The sequence below is a fragment of the Paenibacillus massiliensis subsp. panacisoli DSM 21345 genome, from assembly GCF_000426545.1.
GTDB classification, from domain to species: Bacteria; Bacillota; Bacilli; order Paenibacillales; family Paenibacillaceae; genus Paenibacillus; species Paenibacillus panacisoli.
The window spans coordinates 164253-185543 of the sequence record NZ_KE384536.1; the positions used below are offsets into that span (position 1 = coordinate 164253).

At 42.5% G+C, this 21291-nt stretch carries 16 protein-coding genes and 1 other RNA gene; 3 read left to right on the top strand and 14 right to left on the bottom strand.

The window, feature by feature from the left end:
• Positions 1 to 1727, bottom strand: a 1727-nt coding sequence (locus K331_RS30770) for a pectate lyase family protein (RefSeq protein ID WP_036636064.1), incomplete at its 3' end; no start/stop codon positions are given.
• 594 nt (positions 1728 to 2321) lie between these two features.
• On the opposite strand from K331_RS30770, the gene K331_RS31790 reads away from it, so the two are divergent.
• Positions 2322 to 2519 carry a hypothetical protein gene (locus K331_RS31790; protein ID WP_081625325.1) on the top strand — a complete coding sequence of 66 codons (198 nt, stop codon included), beginning with the start codon at positions 2322 to 2324 and terminating at the stop codon, positions 2517 to 2519.
• Positions 2520 to 2665: 146 nt separating this feature from the next.
• Here K331_RS31790 and K331_RS0127805 read toward each other — a convergent pair whose 3' ends face one another.
• A complete protein-coding gene (locus K331_RS0127805) occupies positions 2666 to 3826 on the bottom strand; it encodes a cobalamin-independent methionine synthase II family protein (protein ID WP_028592860.1) in 1161 nt (386 codons plus the stop codon).
• Positions 3827 to 4206: 380 nt separating this feature from the next.
• Here K331_RS0127805 and K331_RS0127810 point away from each other — a divergent pair, with 380 nt between their 5' ends.
• A complete protein-coding gene (locus K331_RS0127810) occupies positions 4207 to 4677 on the top strand; it encodes a DinB family protein (protein ID WP_028592861.1) in 471 nt (156 codons plus the stop codon).
• Between the two features lie 192 nt (positions 4678 to 4869).
• Here K331_RS0127810 and K331_RS0127815 read toward each other — a convergent pair whose 3' ends face one another.
• The 6 genes from K331_RS0127815 to K331_RS0127840 form a co-directional block, all read right to left on the bottom strand.
• Positions 4870 to 6045 carry a sialidase family protein gene (locus K331_RS0127815; protein WP_028592862.1) on the bottom strand — a complete coding sequence of 392 codons (1176 nt, stop codon included), beginning with the start codon at positions 6043 to 6045 and terminating at the stop codon, positions 4870 to 4872.
• Positions 6046 to 6117: 72 nt separating this feature from the next.
• Positions 6118 to 6564, bottom strand: coding sequence for a YhcH/YjgK/YiaL family protein (locus K331_RS0127820; protein ID WP_028592863.1), 447 nt, complete (start codon positions 6562 to 6564; stop codon positions 6118 to 6120).
• Positions 6565 to 6580: 16 nt separating this feature from the next.
• Complete coding sequence (gene pdxA, locus K331_RS0127825; RefSeq protein ID WP_036636067.1) at positions 6581 to 7609, bottom strand: 4-hydroxythreonine-4-phosphate dehydrogenase PdxA; 1029 nt, start codon at positions 7607 to 7609, stop codon at positions 6581 to 6583.
• Positions 7610 to 7621: 12 nt separating this feature from the next.
• Positions 7622 to 8518 carry a 4-hydroxy-tetrahydrodipicolinate synthase gene (dapA, locus tag K331_RS0127830; protein WP_025678111.1) on the bottom strand — a complete coding sequence of 299 codons (897 nt, stop codon included), beginning with the start codon at positions 8516 to 8518 and terminating at the stop codon, positions 7622 to 7624.
• A 47-nt stretch (positions 8519 to 8565) separates the two neighbouring features.
• Positions 8566 to 9723, bottom strand: coding sequence for an iron-containing alcohol dehydrogenase (locus K331_RS0127835; RefSeq protein WP_028592865.1), 1158 nt, complete (start codon positions 9721 to 9723; stop codon positions 8566 to 8568).
• On the bottom strand, positions 9717 to 10976 hold the full coding sequence (locus tag K331_RS0127840; RefSeq protein ID WP_028592866.1) for a four-carbon acid sugar kinase family protein: 1260 nt from the start codon (positions 10974 to 10976) through the stop codon (positions 9717 to 9719). The genes K331_RS0127835 and K331_RS0127840 overlap by 7 nt, the downstream gene beginning before the upstream one ends.
• A 178-nt stretch (positions 10977 to 11154) precedes the next feature.
• On the opposite strand from K331_RS0127840, the gene K331_RS0127845 reads away from it, so the two are divergent.
• The gene (locus tag K331_RS0127845; RefSeq protein ID WP_028592867.1) at positions 11155 to 12933 is read left to right on the top strand and encodes a PrpR N-terminal domain-containing protein; all 1779 of its coding nucleotides are present in this window, start codon (positions 11155 to 11157) and stop codon (positions 12931 to 12933) included.
• Positions 12934 to 13211: 278 nt separating this feature from the next.
• Here K331_RS0127845 and K331_RS0127850 read toward each other — a convergent pair whose 3' ends face one another.
• From K331_RS0127850 to smpB, 6 genes are all read right to left on the bottom strand, one after another.
• Positions 13212 to 14183: an alpha/beta hydrolase gene (locus tag K331_RS0127850; RefSeq protein ID WP_028592868.1), complete on the bottom strand. Its 972-nt coding sequence runs from the start codon at positions 14181 to 14183 to the stop codon at positions 13212 to 13214.
• Positions 14184 to 14235: 52 nt separating this feature from the next.
• Positions 14236 to 15522, bottom strand: a complete 1287-nt coding sequence (locus K331_RS0127855) for an SLC13 family permease (RefSeq protein WP_028592869.1) — start codon at positions 15520 to 15522, stop codon at positions 14236 to 14238.
• 719 nt (positions 15523 to 16241) lie between these two features.
• A complete protein-coding gene (locus tag K331_RS0127860; protein ID WP_028592870.1) occupies positions 16242 to 16469 on the bottom strand; it encodes a DUF896 domain-containing protein in 228 nt (75 codons plus the stop codon).
• Between the two features lie 459 nt (positions 16470 to 16928).
• Complete coding sequence (locus tag K331_RS31290) at positions 16929 to 19013, bottom strand: carboxypeptidase regulatory-like domain-containing protein (protein ID WP_051290084.1); 2085 nt, start codon at positions 19011 to 19013, stop codon at positions 16929 to 16931.
• Between the two features lie 569 nt (positions 19014 to 19582).
• Positions 19583 to 19947: a transfer-messenger RNA gene (ssrA, locus tag K331_RS31795) on the bottom strand.
• Between the two features lie 383 nt (positions 19948 to 20330).
• Positions 20331 to 20810 (bottom strand): SsrA-binding protein SmpB, encoded by a 480-nt coding sequence (smpB, locus tag K331_RS0127870; RefSeq protein WP_028592871.1) that lies wholly within the window; start codon positions 20808 to 20810, stop codon positions 20331 to 20333.
• Between the last annotated feature and the right edge of the window lie 481 nt (positions 20811 to 21291).

Genomic DNA, 21291 nt, shown 5'->3' on the forward strand with positions numbered 1-21291 from the left:
TCTGGTGTTGGTTCTGGTGTTGGTTCTGGTGTCGGTCCTGGTGTTGAGTTCCCACCTACGGATACAAGCTGGGTTGTATAGCTTCTGATCTTAGCCATCAGAGCTGAATTAACTGCATAAGATGCATCATCAACGGAATTATTGAATTGCCATGTAAAATCTCCGTTATTCAGACGTCCGGCCTTCTCCGTAACAATCTGCTCTACATCATTGACGTTATCAACATCAGCAGTGCGTACTCCAGTATCTACTTTTGTATCAAAGTTATTATAGGCTGTGCCGCCTTTTAATGCTTTGTACGTGCTAGGTACAGCTTCATTTCTGGTGGAAGCCAAGTAAGCATCATAGGACGTTGCATGTGCCTTTGCTGTTCCGTCGTTAGAATTAGCATAGATCAGGCTGGCAGCGCCCACTACAACATTGTTATAAGCTTTGATTACTCCTCCGGTCTCACCTGAGAACGTACCAGCCCCCTTAGCATCTGTACCTTGTAAGGAGCTCAGCATCGGGTTTTTGGCATTTCTGAAATAATTGGATTCTACAAAGGCGGAAGCGCCTGTTGTAACACCCACTCCATACTTCGAGACTCCATCAAAATAATTGTTATAGATATGAACCGAAGCTAGTCTGATCCGTGGATGACGAGAGTCCGAATGGTCGAACCAGTTGTGATGGAAGGTTACAAAGAACTCATCCTTTTCACTCAAGCCGACAAGAGCTGCCTTCCCGGAATCCCAGTAATGGTTATACGAGATTGTCACATAGGTCGAGCCTTTCTTGACGTCTGTGGAGCCATCGCCCTTGACCTGGTCAGCATCGCTTCCAGCAGCGCCATAGAAGAGGTCATTATTATGCAGCCAGACATTCACATTCGCTGTATCCAAAGAGATTCCGTCGTCAGGGAACAGCATCACGCCCAGATTACGGACCTCCACATTCCCCGTGTTTCTCAGAAGGAAGCCCCATCCGTATGCATAGGCATCCTCTCCGATGCCCTCAAGCGTCATGTTCATCTCTGAATAGTTGTTCTTACCCTTGACTTCCAGATAACCACTGCTATTGAGCTGTCCACTCATATCAGCGCCTGTGACTTGACCAATAAAACGAATCGCAAGCGGCGTCTTATCATAGCCTTTTTGTCTGAGCTTCAGAATCTCGCCGATACCTACCCCAGTCTGCACACGTCCAGAGTTATTGATGATGACATCCAGAGTTACTGTTTTTGCAGTCTCGGAGGTCACGTACAGCACCTGAGCCCCATTCTGGAGTGTTCCGTCTTCATTATAAGCGCCTGAACCCGTACCATATGGCGAATCTGATGAGAATGCAAATCCGGATCTGTCATGAGCTGCAACGGATACATCATCAGAAATGGCGCGAAGCGTAGAACCATCTGTAAGTCTCGCTTCTACCTTCATGACATACTCTCCGGCTGCGAGCCCTACAGCATCAGCCCGCCAATAAGATGGATATTGTCGAATCAGATCGTTATCAATTTGTTGGTAGGAAGCATCTGACGCACTTGCACGCTTAACATATACATTATATCCCTCCGCATGTTCTACAGGTGTCCATTCTACAAACGCAGTTTCGTTCCAGCCCCCATTCTTGGTGATCGAAATACCTTCAGCAACAACCGTGTGACTTTGCAGTCCTCCAGAAACTAACGTTAGTACAAGAGAAAATAATAGAACCATATTCATTACTTTTGTAGCACTCTTTTTCATTTACAATCCTCCACTTTTAATTTGTAACACACACCGTTGAGTCTTGATTACGAGCACACCAGTACCACATCACCTCCTCGTTATAATCATATGAGTAACACGCACTGTGAATTCGCTTACATCCGCATAATACAAGGATTTCCCTATGTAGCATCATTTTCATTCACGCTATGGACTATTAAAATTGATAAATGTATTATGTAGGTCGGTCCCTCATGAATCCTATGAGTTGAACCTTCGATATGGGCTCACCTGTAATTAATAGTGTGATATTCATCACTGAGGATTAATTAAAGAAGATATAAAAGAGCAAAGGCAGGGCTTCTAAGGTTACGTCACACCAATCGTCAGCATTCGCCAATATTCTCCTCTTTTCAACATTCAAGATTGTAGCACAAATTCCGAAATATTTCCTATTATTTTTTTCACTGTAAATTAGCTGGATAATTATAAACCAAAAAAATATTCCCTTAAAAAAGACGATGCTTTGATGGCGCATCCATTTTCCTTCCATTTATTCCGCATCACAGGAACCAAATTAAGAATTATGGCGTAAGTATTCATAGCATTCCTAAGACGGAGAGGGTGGTACTTGTGGAATATAGCATTAATCAGACTAAAATATATTGTCCGTGCTGCAGAAACGATACGTTCGAGATCGACTATCGCCAACTGAATACAAGAGGAGCAACGTTCTTCGGGATTGATTGGGCTAACCGCAGTGCAACGATACTGGTCTGCGAGAGATGCTCCTATATTTCTTGGTTCATGGATGAGCCGGATGAGTTATGAATTGAAATAGAGAACAATAGCAAACAGCCTCCTAAGCTGCAATCATGCAGTTCAGGAGGCTATCTTCCTTTGTATTTCTACTATTGCTTCAAGACCCGTACAGTGAAACATGGGAAGCAGAATGACTTACTACAACTTACTACACATTAATTTTCCCAATATTGCTGGGCAATTCTTTGTCCCTGATTGATCTTGGCCCACTGTTCCGCCTCAGTTAATTCGTTACCACCATCACAGGAGGCAAAGCCACACTGATGGGAGAGCAACAATCGATCCTTGTCAATAATGCTCGAAGCTTCATCCAGCAATCGGAGTACACGCTCTTCATCATCCAATGTATTGGTCTTAGAGGACAACAATCCAAGCACAATTTCTGTGTTAGGCTTATCCTTGAAGACAGCTAGAGCCTCAAGCGAACCTGCACGTTCGTCATCCCATTCCAGGAAGAAGCGATCATATTTGAGCTGCTTCAGGAACAGATTAGCAATTTTCACATATGATCCACCGCCCATATTACGGGAATCATAGTTACCACGGCAGTTGTGCGTCCACATTTTCAGACCCAAGCTATGACCAAAATCAATCACGGTATTATTAATATCAATAAATTCAGTAGCAAGAGCCTGTACTTCCTCTTGATTGATACTCTCACCGGTAAACGGAGAATTCGGGTTATCATCCGCAAATAGTTCCCACAGGCAATCATCAAATTGCAGGATTTTCCCACCAGCAGCAGCGAATTCCTCAACAAATTCCTTATATGCCTTGGCAAGGCCGGTTTTAAGCTCTTGTGCATTCTTATACACCGAATTTTTGCCGCCAATGTTATCCGACCATGACAGTTCACCAAAAATATGCGACGGAGAAGGTACACACAGCTTGGTTTCACGGCCGCCAGCAAGAGCTTGCAACTTCTTAAATACAGTAATGAAATGATGGTTCTTGCCACTCAATTCATCTGTAATATGCAATCCAATATCTTTCCGTGTCTCGTACTTGGAAGTTCCATCGGTATCCCGGAAAAAGTACCCATGATCTGCAATGTAGCGGCTAATTCCTTGGAATCCCCAGACAAAATCCAGATGCCACATCGATTTGGAATGCTCACCATCCGTAATAATGGACAGGTCATGCTCAATTTCCTTCTCAACTACAGCCTGAATGGCCTCCGTCTCACACTGCTCATATCCTTCAAACTCTTGATAAAATGGATAGTTGATGTCATCACGATGCTCAATTTGCTCTTTATATTTCAATAGCGCTGGCGGTCGCAGCAGGCTACCTACGATTTGAAATTTATCACTCATTACGATTTCCCCCTCAATCCTTCACGTGTTGTGTGTGTTGTGTGTGTTGTGTGTGTTGTGTGTGTTGTGTGTGTTGTGTGTGTTGTGTGTGTTGTGTGTGTTGTGTGTGTTGTGTTTTTTATTGGTTTGATTGTAGCATGAGAGAGTTCTTATTATGTAACACCGAAAAGTCATACCTGGTTATAACTAATAACTATAGCCAGAAGCAAAATGAGCATTCGAAGGATTATACAGCAAGCCTGTGATTGTCCTGGTCACTGCCAGACCAAGTGTAATATTTCACATAAGTTCCATAATCACTGCTAAGAAAAGGAAGGGTTGCGTTATTGAGGGTTAGAATATTGCTAAGATTCTAAATTTCGAGAAATGAGTTGATGAGCATGAGTGATAAGATGCTAGCTGTCTTATGGAGACTGTTTGAACCGACTGTAGAAATGTTGAAGAATCTGATCGAGGTATGCCCTGATGACTTGTGGATGGATGCTGAGCAAAAATACTGGAGACATATCTTTCATGCTACCACCAGTATGAAATTTTGGTTCAGGCAGCACAAGGATGACGAATTCAAAATACCTGACTTTGGTAAGGATATAGTAGAAGACTTAGATAAGGAAAGCCCTGATTACCCTACCAAAGAAGAAATGACAAATTACCTCGAGGATATATTGAGTATGGCTCGCAAATTTTTTGATGAGCTTACTGATGACAGATTACTAGAGCCATGTGCACTCTATGAAGAAATAACCAAGACGGATGTAATCCTCATGCAGATCCGACATGTGCAACATCATGTAGGTTACTGCAACAGTATATTGAGCTCGAATCACCTAGAAGCAGCAAAGTGGCTATGATTATAGAGAAAATCCTACCAATTCTAAGAAACCCACAGCCTGAGTGACTGTGGGTTTCTTAGAATGAAAGCGAGAGATATGGAACTCCTATCCGATCATAGCAGCACATTAGCGTCAACAATCACATCACAAAAGCAGTATCTTTTTTCATGACTATTTGTCTAAGCCGTTACGTAATGCTGTATCCGGTGCTTATTCAGAAGCTTCAACGCCCTCACCTGATGTAGGATTATAGACACCGTCCGCCTCACGCTTTTCACCAAACACATCATCGACAGAGAAACGTACATATTTGACACACACTCTATTTTTATATGCATATACGAGATGCAATAATCCATCCTTCGTCTGGTACAATGTTGGATATTCATGTTGTGAATTGTTTGTCTTGTTTTCTACACCAATGTATCCTTCTGCCGCTTCGAATACACGGCCAACTGGCCACGTTTGTCCAAAATCCTCAGAGATCGACACAGCCACCGGATTTCTCAGACCAGGCCATGCCACCTTTCCGAACTCCGGATTACGGGCAGCGTTTACATTATAGGCCAGTGCAATTTCACCGGATTGGAGCTTGATGGCACTAATACTCGCATTATTATTCGGTAGCACGGTTTTTGACGGTACAGACCAAGAATCGCCATAATCGTGTGACTCACTAAAGTAGACATTGTCTGCAAAGCGGCTGCGCATAAAGGCAACCAAATGCCCAGGTTCCACTTCCAATACATTCGCATGAACACGGCCATTGCTGTCTGGCATTCTGACTTTCTTCCATGTGTGGCCTTGGTCATCAGACACACGGAATTCCGTTGGATCATTGGTCAACCCTTCTGCTGAATCTTCACACAGCCAGGTTGCAAACAGCCAGCGCCCATTGCTCAGAATCTGAATCTCTTGGCGCGAGAACGTACCTTCTTCGGAAAAGAGTACTTCAGGCTCGCCCCATGTCTGACCTTCATCATCTGATTTTTGCACCATAATAATGGAGGTGAACTGCATATTGTCTTTGCCTTCTTGGCGGCTCAGTTGTGAGGTATAAATCAACCAAATCGAGCCTTCGGGCGATCTAAATAATGCCGGATTTTGCTCACTACGATCCTCACCTTTGGATACGGTTACAGGAATAGACCACACTTGTGTGTCAGGATCAAGCTTGGATACGACGATCGAAATATCTCCACTGCCTTCAAAGCTGCCGGCAAACCAGGCACAGAGCAAGCCCCCGTCTGTTGTTTCAATCAAGGATGGCGCATGCGCGGTTCTATTTCCACCTGTAGGGATTAATCCAAAATCAATATTCAAAAATTCATCATGATACACAATGCCATTGGGGTCAGAAGTTCGAACTCGTGGTAAGTTGGTCATTTTACAATCTCCCTCCAATTAGAATCCATTTCCTAATACCTAGTTAATTATGAAATGGATTCAGCAATAAAGTTATTTCACTTCCAATTTAATGACGGCCTTCGTGAAGGCTAGCGGTTGATCCATATGAAATACGGCTTTGTGGGCGTCCCACGGAAAGAGAACATACGCCATACTTTCTGTTATTTTCATGACATGCTGCGTCGCGCCTTCATACTTTTCAACATCTCGATCCTCGCTGTAAGGAATGGCGACCGAGAGGTTACTCAGATCCTCTAAAGCGACATACTCACTTCCCTTGAGGACCACTTGGATGTCGATATATTTCCGATGTGCTTCGAACTGTGCTTCGGATAAAGGCTTCGTATTGCCTGACTGAAAGAAGAGAAAGCCCCCATCAAATGGGTAGCGCTCTCCCTCCTTCCATTCAGCGATCCCTTGCATCGTCGTAAGTGCTTTATCCAGATTAGGGAGAATGGACTGATAGTGTTCCAAACGTTCAATTCGTTCAATAATCATAGTCCAGACACGCTTTCTATTGTGTATTTTCGGCAAGTCTAATGGCATAATCAATGGCATTTTCCAAGCTAAGCTCACTTGCTGTCCATTTACCTGCTTGGTCAAAGGCCGTGCCGTGGTCAACCGATGTACGGATAATCGGCAAGCCCAGCGTAATATTCACGCCCTCTACAGCTTTCCAGGAGCTCGTCTCTTGATCATAGATAAATCCGAGCAATTTCAACGGAATATGACCTTGGTCATGATACATGGCAACCACGATGTCGTACATGCCACCTCTAGCTTTGGAAAACAGCGTATCCGCTGGCAACGAACCAAATGCATTAATGCCTTCTGCTTTCGCCGCTTCCACTGCTGGATTAATATGCTCAATTTCCTCTGTGCCAAAAAGACCATTTTCACCACAGTGAGGGTTCAGTCCGGCAATAGCAATTCTCGGGTTAACAATCCCCAGATCTTTACATGCCTTATCAGCAATACGGATGACATCCAGTACCCGTTCTTTGGTTGCTCGGTCACAGGCTTCACGTAAGGACACATGAGTGGATACGTGAACTACACGCAGGTTGCCGTCAGCCAGCATCATCGTATATTTCTCTGTATTCGTTAGATCACCATAAATCTCCGTATGACCTGCATAGTGATGCCCTGCAGCATTCATCGCTTCTTTATTCAGTGGATTCGTTACGGTCGCATCAATGTCCTTCGCAAGTGCCAGCTCGATCACTTTCTTCACATATTGGAAGGCCGCGTCGCCGCCTGTTACGGACACTTCAGCAATTTGGAAATCAGCCATATTCACAAGGCCCAAATCAACCAAATCAATCGTTCCATACGTGTAAAGGCCATCTTTAGGATTCTCTACGACATTTACCTTCAGGTCTAATTCTGGATGCTGTGCAAGATAATATTCGATAACCGATTGATCACCTACCAGCAGCGGACGACAACGGTCATACAATTCAGGCTTGGAGAACGCTTTGATGGATATCTCAGGACCGATGCCAGCAGGATCACCTAATGTAATACCAATTATTTTTGTCATGGTTGGTCTCCTTTATTTCATCCCATTGGTTTGGTTGTCTGCAATCACTCGACGAAGGGCTTCAAAGCCTTGGTCTGAAAGTTGATTGAACGGTGCACGGCATTTACCGACCGGGAATCCTAATTCAGCAACAGCATACTTCACGATCGTGTTCGGATTACCAAATTTGAAGCAATCTCTAAAGGAACGAATGGAGTCCTGATACTGACGTGACGCTGCAATGTCGCCTGCAAGGAATTGTTCATAAATCTGTGCCATGGTAAAAGGATACACATTGGAGCAGCCCGCCACACCACCTGTACCGCCAGCCAATAAGGTCCACAGAATGAGAGAATCATTACCTGACAAGACCGCAAAGCCTTCCTGATCACGCGTGTGTTCAATATACTGAAGAATATTATCAAAGTTCCCACTGGAATCCTTTACACCGACAATGTTGTCGATTGTACTCAGCTTGCCGACTGTTGCCGGAGCAATCGCATTCCCTGTACGTGCCGGAATATTATAGAGAACGATGGGCAGGTCCACCTGTTCAGCGACGGTTTTGAAATGTGTGTACAGTTCATCTTGTGAAGCAGCTGCAAACCCAGGTGTAATAATGGACAAGACATCTACCCCGATGTCTTTCGCTTTCTTCGATAGACGAATGGTATCTAGTGTGCTATTCGAGCCCGTTGAAGCGTACACAGGGATTCGACCAGCCACTTGATCCACGGTCGTTTTCATAATTTCACACTTTTCATCTTCAGACAGGATATATCCCTCACCGTTTGTCCCGAACACAAAGATCCCGTGTACACCATGCCCAATTAGGCGGTCAATCTGCACTCTTAGTTCATCATAGTTAACACTTTCATCAGCATTCATAGGTGTAATAATCGGGGCGATAATTCCTTTAATATCTACCATTCCGGCTTCCTCCTAATCGTTTCATCCTTATGGCTCTTCTACAATGCCTATAGCACTTCTAAATAAATGTTTCTTGCGTCATCGGGTGTCACTTCACGCATATTGTTCACCAACAGACGTGTCACCTGCATACCCGCTTCAACCAATCCCTCCAGATCACCCTCTGGCACATTGAACGTCTTCAGGCTTGTTGGGATTTCAAGAACGGCAACGATTCGTTCCAGCTCTGTAATGATATATTTCGATTTTTCATCCACGGATAGATTAGGGTTACCGCCTCTTACTACACGATCATATACTTTGGCTAAGTGTTCTTTAATGACCGGCTCGTTAAAACGCATAACCGGTGTCAGCAAGATGGCATTCGACACGCCGTGTGGAATGTGATATTTGCCACCAAGCGGGTAAGACAGAGCATGAATGGCTGTCGTACCTGAAGATGTAATCGCGACACCTGCATAGAATGAACCCCGTAGCATGTTATTTTTCGCATCAAGTGCTTCTGGATTGGTACAAGCTTCAATAATGTTATTCATAATCAAATCAAGTGCTTCCATTGCAAATGTATTGCTGAACGGATTAGCCTTCGTTGAGGTGAAGCATTCAATCGCGTGGCACAAGGCATCTACCCCTGTAGCTGCTGCGATTGGTTTTGGCAACTTTTTAATCAGGCGGCCATCCAGAATCACATAATCAGCAATCAATTCAGGATTCACAATGCCAACTTTCAGCTCTTTTTCCGGCACAGCAACGATGCTATTTGGTGTTGCCTCAGCACCTGTTCCTGCAGTGGTTGGAATCATTAAGGAAGCTACCTGCTTTTTGGCCAAAAGCGGGTTGTCCAACAAATCCTTCACCGTGTAAGCATCTGTGGCCAGAATGGAGGCCAGTTTTGCTACGTCCATCACACTGCCGCCGCCGACCGCAATGATGAAATCCGCCTTTTCATTTTTGAACCGATCCACAATGTCTTGTGCTTGATGATAGCTAGGTTCTGCTGGTATTTCAGAAATAATAGTATAATCAATAGCTTTACTAGTAAGAATTTGTTCCGGAATTGCGATCAATCCAGCACCCAACACACCTTTATCCGTGAAGATAACAACCTTTTTAATATCGGCTGACAGAATGGTGTCCAATTGTTCCAGCGCATGCTCACCTGCGAAAATATTCTTAGGCATTTTCAAACTGTAATCTACTAACATGTCTGTTCCTCCTGCTCTATGATTTGCTTATTAAGATCGTCAAATAATTCTTTAGGCCCGAACCCGCCAGACTTGGTGATCACCTGGATCGGCTTATCCTTCCACATCATCTCGGATAACACAACCCCCTGACTGATTTCACAGAGTGGTGTTACTTCATTAATCTTCAAGACCTGCATCGACTGGAATAACGTATCACCACCAGTGAATAGTAAGGTCCGATTTATATTTCTATTAAGTAATTGTTTCGACAAATTCCCCAAAGACTGTGCTATTCTAAAGCGAAATTCTGAAGATGGAACATGATTAGACTCTCCGTAAGATTCCAAATTATTCATGGTATAATCGCTGAGTGTTTCGAATATGATTAACTCATTTTCGAGCATGTCCACAAGATAGGATTCGAGACTTTCCTGTCCATCCCTACTTCCCCAATAATCTGTCTCCAGCAGTTGACGGGGGCTTAATGAATAGCGCTTACATTTTTTCGTTTCAGCATACTCAATTTGCTGTCTGGTAATAGGATTAACGGACCCGCAGATGACAACTAACGGTTCATGAATAACTGCCTTGTGAGCTGCTCTATTTGAAAAAATAGTATCAGCTAAAACCTTAGCAAACCCGGCACATCCAATGGTAATGTCTGAAATATTATGCTTCTTTAATGCAGTCATGATTTGAAGTAGCTGTTCGTCTGTTTCACTATCAAAGAGCAGCAAGCCCGCTCTGGCTTCTTCGATCTGATCAACACGAATCAATTGAGTATCTACATTGGCCTCGTCTAGAAGCCTTTTGGGAATATTACTTTCTGCAACAGGCTCATAAGGATCTTGACCAAACACACTTTCCGCAACCAACTGTCCATTGATGTAAAGGTTACCGTCACGAACAATTCGGTTTATTTCTGGAAAAGCGGGTATAAAAGGAATGGTCCTCTCCGGGAAGTGATCCAGAACAGCTTTTATTTCACTGCTGATATTCCCCCTCAAAGCAGAATCAACTTTTTTATAGATGAAGGGCACTTGAACCTTCTTGGATTGTTCTATAAGGCTACTGATTATGGTGTAGGAATCGGTGAATGACAGATAGCGACTTTCCGTATCAATAACCAATACTTCCAGGTCATCCTCTAGTAATTCGTAGTCAATAACTAGATCTGCTGTGACTAAGGTTTTCACGCCTAGGTTCGCGAACTGAACCCCCGTATCTAAAGCTCCCGTAAAGTCATCAGCGATCACCAGTAATTTCAGCATCAACTCACCCCCTCTTTGATTACAATTTTATTTTATAGCCATACTAATGATTAAGTAACCTTATACACGAACCAAATGTTTCTTTTTGAAACGATTAATGAATGATTGTATTATTAGTTTTGATTTCGCATTATAATCGTTTATAAATGAAACGTTTTTCTGGAGGAGGCGAAGTCTGATGACCCAAAAAATCAAATTACTCGGTATTGCACCTTACGAAGAATTAAATCATTCCATGACAATTGTCGGGGAACAATTTGAGGAGATTGATATCAAGATTTACACTGCTGATTTAGAAGAAGGACAACAATTAGTCTCTGAATTATCCGTAGACAACTATGATGCTATTATTTCTAGAGGTGGCACGGCTAGCTTACTTCATAAGTCTGTCTCCATCCCTGTGATCGATGTATCTATTTCCGTGTATGATATTTTGGGTGCCATAAAGCTTGCTAACAACTATACTAGTAACTTTGCCATTGTAGGATATCCCAGCATTACAGAAGCCGCCCACCTGATCTGCGATATTTTGCAATATAATATAAAAATTATTACCTTAGATAACTCTTCGAGTGCTGATAACTTATTAGACCAATTAAAAGATGAGCATTACGAAATGGTACTGTGTGATGCCGTTACTCATAAGATTGCCCTGAGTAAATCAATTAATACGATACTGATTACCTCCGGGATTGAGAGTATCAAGCATGCCTATCGACAAGCTATTTCCCTGGTACATGATCTTAAAAAAATCAAACAAAAGAATGAGCTACTAACCGCATGTTTTCATACGCAATCGCAGAAAGTCGCCATTTTCAATAATGAACTAGGAAGCGTTTTCTCTAATATCGATGAGAAGCTAGAAAAATCTATTCGTCACTTTCTCACAACCAAAGGGACTTTAAACGGTGAACAACAATTCTATCACACACATAATACACAGGTGTATCAGCTCAAAATAAAGCAATTGGACATAGAGGATGGGTACGTGCTCTGTGAAGTGAAGCATTCAACGCCTCCCCTAATCAACAATAGCTTCGGTGTGAAGTACCTGAATAAAGCTGAGATCGAAGAAATTATAAATAAAAAGCTCTTATTTACCTCTTATATCCAGGAAGCCTCTAAAAATCAGATCGAAAAGTTAGGCTCCTATTACAATGCCATGCTGATTTTTGGAGAGAGCGGCACCGCTAAGACCAGCTTGGCCTACACAGCCTACCTTAAGCAAAAAAATCATACGAATAATCTAATTGTTATTCATTCTGAGCTCGTTAACGAACGAACATGGAAATACCTGCTGAATTCATCGAATGGCCCTTTAGTAGAAATGGGTAATACGCTATTATTCAAAGATATTGAACAAATGAACATTCAAGATGTAGAGAAGCTGCTAACTATTATTAGTAATACCAAGCTGCTGCAAAAAAATAATATTTTATTTACCTACAGTACGAACGGTGCGGATCAAGACAAACAAATCTTCAATCAAATCATGACCCAATTGGATTGTGGCAGTATTTACTCGCCTTCTATTGAAGAGAGAAAAAATGAAATGTCTGGGATCATCACCCTTCTGCTCAATAAAACGAATATTGAATGTAACAAGGAAGTCATCGGCTTTGATCCTAAAGCTTTAAGGGAATTATTGAACTTTGACTGGCCAGGAAATCTTAATCAGCTTGAGCAAACAATTAAAAAGTTAGTTCTGTATTCTAATTCATATTACATTTCAGAGCATCAAGTGCTGGAAGTGCTAAAGCATGAAAGAACTGAATTGCCGTCCGCTAATATTACTGCTAATTTGACACAGCATCTGGTTGAGGATAAGACGCTTTTCGACTATACTACCGAAATTGTTAACGCTGTTCTTGAGCAAAACAAGGGCAATCAAACGAAGACGGCTAAGCAGCTAGGTATAAGCAGAACAACGCTATGGCGATATCTTAAGATAGATTAGTACCTTGACCGGGTCACATGAGAAGATAGCTTCTACAAGCGACTGTAATCATGTTCGGTCAAGATGCCAGCATACAGGCACGATACATGATCCATAAATGAAGAAGTACACCCATGCGGTCGGTAAATACGATCGCTGAACTGCTCCCATCATAGTAGACGGTAGAAACATCGGAACTTCTATTGCTACTATGATGGGATTTTTTGCAATGTAAATAATCCCCCAGCTCTTGTCATTGAACTGAGGGAGAAACCGACCTAACCGTTATTTGTTTTTTTCTACAGTCTGTTGATTAAGAACTGATAAGCCATTTGGTCAGCTTCATTTCCCATCGTTGGGCCATGATTAGCTTGGGAGACCGATATATACATCGCTTCCGCATCAGCAGATAGCAGAGCTTTATAGAGCCTTTCACTTTGCTCAATAGGCACAAGCGGGTCTTGTCCCCCGTGCAAAATTAAGATGGGTGGACCATCGGCGTCTACATAGGTGATCGGACTGCATTTCTTCGCCAACTCCAGGTACTTCCAATCCTCATCATTTGTGTCGCCACTCTCAAGTAATTGATATAAATCTTTTATCGACTTTCCTGATCCAGATAAACCAAGAATGTTGGATATTACATCCTCTGTAGATTGACTGGTATTGTCGACCTCAGTTCCAGATACATTTACGGATTCATGCACACTGTTCCTGATGAACTCTATTAAGTCAGTTGGAGCATAAAAAATGGTTGCTGCTTTTACATCACTGGAGTAGTCAAGATTACCGCCGACGTCGCCTTCCATTTCACTGTTGTTGGCACTCAACGCGACCATGGCAGCTAAATGTCCACCAGCAGAGTTCCCTAGAACTCCAATCCGTTCTGGATCAATATGATACTTTTCTGAATTCGCTTTCAAATAACGAATTACTCCCTTGCAATCATGGATACACGCAGGGAAAGCAGATTGGGTAGACAAGCGATAAGATGGCGATACAACAGTAAAGCCTTGCTCTACTAGTCTTACAAGCTCGCGAAAATATACTGCTTTTTGAGTCACCTGCTGGTATTCTCCGTGCATCCAGCCTCCACCAAAGTAATAAACGATGCATGGTCCTGGTGTTTTTTGATTCAGATCCTGATATATATCCATTTTTAAAGTATGAGGCTCTCCATTGTCCAGAGTCACATCCGCAAAGGGCACATCCTTGAAGCGCGGCGGGCGCCCTGGTGGACATAATGGTTTTTTAGGCATCTGTTTAGTCAATTTTGTTCCTCCTTTACAATCTATTTAAAAGTTATAAAGAAAGTTTTGTCCATCATACAGGGAACAAAAGCATCGCACCAACAGTCAGCGCCAAAATCCGAATGATATACATCGGAACTGAAAACGCCCAGAAATGGGATAGCTTATATTTACCCATTCCAAAGATCATTGCTGGCATTCCATCAACTGGCATATACCCGCCATTCCATGCGGAGACAACAACTGCAACTGCTGCTGCCGTAGGGTTCAGTCCCAGACTGATACTGGCTGCAATCGCAATAGGTGCAAAGATATATACAGAACCCATAGCTGCCCCAGTAAAGGTTGCGCAAGTACTAGTTAAAAGTGCAAAGATCAGGATCAGCATAAATGGACTGACATTCATCCCAAATGAATTCGCTACAAAGTCACCAACCATAGCCGTAAAGCCAGTCTCAGCTAAAGTATTGGCTACACCGATTACCCCCGCCATTAACAGGATCACAGGTGCTCCCATATTATCTCGAACTTCCTTGAAATCAAGCACATTGATGATTAATAAGAATGCTGCTGCGATACCAGGAATGACATATGCAATCTCACCTAATACACTCATCAGCATCATACCAACAACGCCTATGATAAAAGCAGCAATGGTAGCGGTTTCCTTCCATGCAGGCATGGTGGAAACTTCAGCCGTAGCAGCCGCCTCTTTAACTCCAGCATTCCCCTCTTCGGTGTCTGGATAATCTGGCAGAAAACGATAAGCGACCAAGGCCCACACTAAAAATCCAAGAGCCAGGATGAGGTTCACAACAGCGAATTTAGACATAGACAGCCCACCGGTGAATCCGGCTGTTTCTAATACGCTTACAGTAATACCATAAAAAAGTGCTACGTTAATGGGAAGCAAGGGGTGGTTCGTCGCAAATCCTAAAGGCAACATTAGCTTGGATGTAGGCATTTTTTTATTGTAAGGAATAGCCGATACGATGGACAGAATCAGTACATAATAGCCGGTGGAACCCGCGCCTGCCAAGCTGGCACCGAGCATAACCACGATAACTAAAAGAACGTAACTTTTATATCCGCCCTTATTAACCAACTTGATCATAGCGGACTGAACCTTACCAATGAAATGCGTCTTCATAAGTGCGGCCATAACAACCATGAATCCGGCAATCATAATAACACTGGAATTAACGAAGCCTGCAAAAGCCTCTGGAACCGTTGCCAGACCAGTGACTACTAATAATAGACAAGCAATGAGCGGCGGTGCACCAAAGGCAAATTTGTCTGACATGATCATTACAATCATCAGGACCAAGATACCCAGGGCGAGAATCATTTCCATTGTCATTTTTATCTATCCTCTCTTGAAGTAGTTAGTTTATCGTTTTTTGTTGAAAGCGCTTTATATGCAAAATAATAATATTTTTCGTTTCACTAATTAAGAAATTACACGAATGCATTCGTTTCTTTTTAGAACACTTTTGTTAAAAATATGAGTATTTTAAAGAATGGGATAATAAATCGTTTCATTTGTTAACGATTACTCATTTTTTGGATTCCAAATATCGGTATTTACACGCTGACTAGTAGTGCAATAAAACATGTTGAAGAATTTCCGCTGCTTTAAAAAGTCATCTCTGCTGCTCTTAGTATGTGTAGATGTGGTGTGATCTACCATTCATGATCTTATTTGTCGTACAACTTTGATACCACGCAACCAGAAAGAGATGCTGGCTTTGAACCCAGTGATTGATGCAAGCCATTACTGTCACACGACACGTGCATAAAAGCCTTCCACTGGATACCCTTTCCTTTCTGGTGTTCATCAGCCCGTCACGAGCAGCATCTGCCATTTTTAGGCATAGAAAAAGCAGGCACACCATTTGGCGTACCTGCCCATTCTGAAGCACCTGCCCTTTCTAGCGTACCTGCTTCCCACAAGTTCGAACAAGCAAAGGCGGACACTAAATCGTGTCCGTTGCTGGTATTACATAGGATTCTTTATATACTTCAATTCTTAATTTACTTCATTTTACTGACTAGCCAGTGTTAGATTTATGATTAGATTTATTGGTTAGCTAATCTAGCCTGCTCTCTTCTCAGCTTTTCAGGAGTAACATCATCATTATTCGGATCATAAATGGTAGAATTCAAAAGGATGCTTTTCACAGACCCCCGAAAGATTTGAAGGTATTCTTTGCGGAGGTTAGTCTGTTCAGTTTTTTCAATTTCAGTTAATCCAACTTCGTTTGCTTTTCTTGCGAGCTGATTAATTCTGTTTAACATTATACGCATGTGTATACCTCCATATTCAAGATTTCGGAATTGATTATGTTTCAAATTTAATTATCTTGATATAAAGATATAATATTTTGTAGTCTTTGTCAATACCTTGTACCAAGAAGGATAATACTCTGGATTGCTTATAGCAAAGCAAATACGTTTAGCTGATTCAGGCGGGCTCTGTTCCCGCTTGTGGTGAACGAGCAAACGGACACCGAATGGTGTCCGTTACTGGTACTACATATGGAGGCGAGGGGAGTCGAACCCCTGTCCGAAGATAACGCCACATAAGCTTCTACGGGTGTAGTCACAGTTTTGATGTCACCCGAGTATCGCCCCGTAACCGGCTATACTTTGGGTCAGCCTGATTGTCTTTTTTAGTGGGAACACGCCCACATAGAGATTGTTTGACTCTCTTGTTGTGACGGCAACAAATTTTCCAAATACCCAATGTAAATCAATAAGTTTGTATTACTTATCAGTTGGATTGAATATTGAAAGTTCATTGAGCTTTGCATTAATGCGTCGAGTAACTTCGCCAATCGTAATATCATATTCTCCAACACTTAGTGGATATGTCCACTCATCTTTTCCATAGACGATCCCCGAGTAGGTAAAGGTATTGTCTGCTTTTCTTATGGACAGATATGGATTTGACAAAGGATTACCCTCAGCATCTTTGAATACGAATTTAACAAATCCACCGTAGCCAACCAGGTTAAAATCAGCTGTTTCATATACACTAGAAGTAACACTCACATCTGATTTGGAACTCTTAATATATCCATTGGCAAAGGCATTCAACGTATATTTTCCGGAAGGAACCGAGAGCATATATTCCCCATATACATCGGTCGTAGCTGTCCATAATTGATTGTACGTACTAGCAATTACCGTAGCTTGCTCCACTGGATAGCCATCAACTCCACCTACCTTACCTTTTATTACACTTCCAGCTTTAGAGTTCATTGGGTCAAAAATGTATAATTTATTTAGTTCGACATTAACAAGACGAGTGACTTCACCAATTGTAACGTTATAGCTCCCAACACCTAAAGGATAAACCCATTCGTCTTTCCCATAAATTACTCCTGAGTAGACGGTGCTATTATCTATTCTTTTTATAGATATCATTGGATTTATTAATGCTTTGCCATCAGTATCTTTAAGTACTAATTTAACAAAGCCACCATACCCCACCAAGTTAAAATCAAATATATTATACGTACTTGAAGTCACACTTACATTTGATTTTGAATTATCTACATAACCATCTGCATAAACGCTTAATGTATAACTTTCTGAAGGAAGTAATAGTGCGTACTTCCCATACACATCCGTAGTCACTGTCCAAGATTGGTTATACGTGCTAGCTGTTACGGTAGCATACTCCACTGGCATACCTTCAATACCGTATACGGAACCTGTAACACTATGGACAATTTCATCAGCAGGGAAATTCACCTCAACTGGTATGAGCTTATCATCAAGTGTACCATCACCTAACTGTCCATAATCGTTACCGCCCCAAGCCCAGACCGATCCATCTTTTTTTATTGCTAGTTGATGACCGGGGTATTGAGCGTATGTTTTAGATATTTGAGTGACATCTGTTAATTCAACTGGAGTCACTTCAATCTGATTAGTGAATATGTCTTCTTTAATTAATGCAACGGTCCCATCTGACTTCAATGCCATTCCATTTGATATGGCTACAATGTTATCTAGATTTTTAACTTGTGTAGGAGTTGATCTATAGTCATCCCAAACCCAGACAGTACCATCCACTTTAAGTGCCAGTGTAGCTGATGTAGAAATATTAGCGAGTGCTTTTACATTTTCTATTCCTGAAATTTGTGTTGGTGTGGTCTGATAAGTTGAACCATTAACTAAGTATCCCCACTCCCACACAGTCCCATCTGATTTGACAGCTTTTGATTTTTCATAACTACCTGTGATAGAAACGACGTTTGACAAATTTTTCACTTGAACTGGAGTATATTGATCAACATAAGATCCATCCCCCAAAATTCCATATGCGTTATAGCCCCAAGTCCATACAGTTCCATCTGATTTTAAAGCCAGCGAATGATGACTTCCAGCTGATATAGAAATTACATCATGTAGATTATGTACCATTACAGGTTTCGATTTGTAAGTATTTGTTCCGTCGCCTAGCTGACCTTCGCTGTTATATCCCCAGGACCACACAGTTCCGTCTGATTTCAGGGCAAGCTGAAAACTATTCATCCCACCAACAACTTTCGTTATTTCACTCACATTTGGAATCTTCACTGGAATTTCAACAAAGTTAGGGTAACCAGCCAACTCGCCTCTTTCGTTCAACCCTAATCCCCACCCCCATACAGTTCCGTCTGATTTAACTGCATATGACCTGAGGGGGTCAGCTGCAACATTAATGAACTGATGTGAAGGATTAGATTCAGATATTTCGTTGGACGAAGCATAGACAAAACCTGAGGTATTAGAAGTCATCATAAAAAACATTAAAAGTACCATGGTTATCAATCTAAATTTTCCAAACAGGTTAGACATCTCTCTCAGACCCCTTTTAGTAGATTGTGCAACTCAGTTATGAATTAATTAACGTTACTACCACTAGTCGGTAATGGCAACACCCCTTCACTATAAAATTATATACCCCAATATTCCCACACGATAAATATTCTGTCAAAATTTATTATCGCCCTATCCATATCAACTTATATCTGAAATATGTCGTATTCGATGGCAGAGAAGCCCGAAGCCATCGAGCCGAAGCAGTCCTCCCCCTTTGATTCTGAACAAAGCAAAAATGGACACCGAATAGTGTCCGTTACTGGTACTGCATATGAAAGCGAGAAGAGTCGAACTCCTGTTCGAGGATAATCCACAGATAATTCCCTTCTGCATCTTCTCGTATACGTTTATTAATTTTTATATAATATATGGATACACCTGATTCTTTGGCTTGCTTGCGTGCATGTTGATTAGCTTTTTGAGAATTTCTTGGAGCTGTTCTCGATTAGCGAACTTCTTGAATCACTCCGACTTTATAATTGCGCTTATTATATCATAAAGAGCCACCAACCAGATGACTGGCCGATGGCTCTTTGACTTACTACATATGGAGGCGAGGGGAGTCGAACCCCTGTCCGAAGATAACGCCACATAAGCTTCTACGGGTGTAGTCACAGTTTTGATGTCACCCGAGTATCGCCCCGTAACCGGCTATACTTTGGGTCAGCCTGATTGTCTTCTTCAGTACACCCCAGGCGGAGATGTAACAGCGTATCCCACTATAGGTTAGCCCCTACATCCGGCACATGGGCGATGCAGGAGAGGAGCACGCTCACAGGTTATTAAGCTGCGAAAGCGTAGTTAGTTTGTTGTTTGCCGTTTAATAGGCTTTAGCGTTGATGAAGTGGACGCGTCCCCACTACCCGCTACTCATGCTCGAACTATCCCCGTCGAATCCAAGAACGCCCCCTCATTAAGAAGGGCCTGGATTAAATCCGGCAAGGCCGGGCATAAGCATCTAATCTAGCCGTAAGAATAACTTCAATAACAATACTGCTTAATTAGTATAGCATAATTCCGTCTCTAAATACAGACATCCTGCTATACTGAAGATGTATAAAATACATCCAAAACAGGTCAATCAAGGCTACCACAGCAGGAAACACCTATCCTGCCAGCTCTTTCATGGACTACAGGTGACCGCCTGAAGATCGACTACTTTGTTAAGTCACCGCTTTTCTTTAGTCACTCAACTTCTCTAGTTACCACTTATCCTATTGGCAGGTGTCTCTCCATCAGATAAGTTATTCACCATGTCTCTTGCCCTAACTCTGTCACTCAAAGCCCGAAGCCTTAACGAGCGATCTTCTGCTTCTCACGCAACGCACGCTGGATATCACGCTGTGCATCACGCTTGGCTGCCGAGTCGCGCTTGTCGAACTGCTTCTTACCTTTACCGAGACCGAGCAGCAGCTTGGCATAGCCATTACGCACATAGATCTTCAATGGTACGATCGAGTAGCCCTCCTGCTTGGACTGGCCCAGCAGCTTCAGAATCTGCGCCTTGTGCAGCAGCAGCTTCCGTGTACGGGTCGGATCATCCGGATTGCTACGATTCCCCTGCTCGAACGGGCTGATATGCATATTGTGAATATGAATCTCTCCATTACGAATAGTGGCGAAAGCATCTCCGATGTTCGCACGTCCATTGCGCAGCGACTTGATCTCGGTTCCGGTCAAGACCATGCCCGCCTCATAAGTATCCTCAATAAAATAATCGTGGGAGGCCTTTTTGTTCTGGGCCAGCACTTTTCCGTCCGCTTTCTTCGCCATGAGATTCACTCCTTCATCCACTAATTGCACACAACTACTCATCTCAGAATTTATACTGTACATTACCTTATTTATTACACTGTCACGACTGTCGCGCAGAAATTACCGCGAAAATAACCCCGGAATATAATTTCTACTCCGCATGTAAAAGTCTGATATTACGGATATCCCGTCTGTGTCAGAGCTTTATTGTACCAAATTTGGCTCCCTCAAGGCAAGGAAGCGCATCATTTACTTACAGGCATTGGCAACCCTGCAATGAAAGGCATTTCATGCCCTCTGTTCACTTATGCCTTGGAAGCATTCCTGTGAATCATACTGATCACTTACCCACTGCTGTCCATTCTAACGCAACCAAGGAAGTGTCTAAGCTAAGGGCTTAACATCACAACCATCTCACAATAGCAATACGGCATCGGCCATCCTTGTAGGGAGTACCGACGCCGTGACTGTTTACCGATATGTTATCCTTTTACTACTG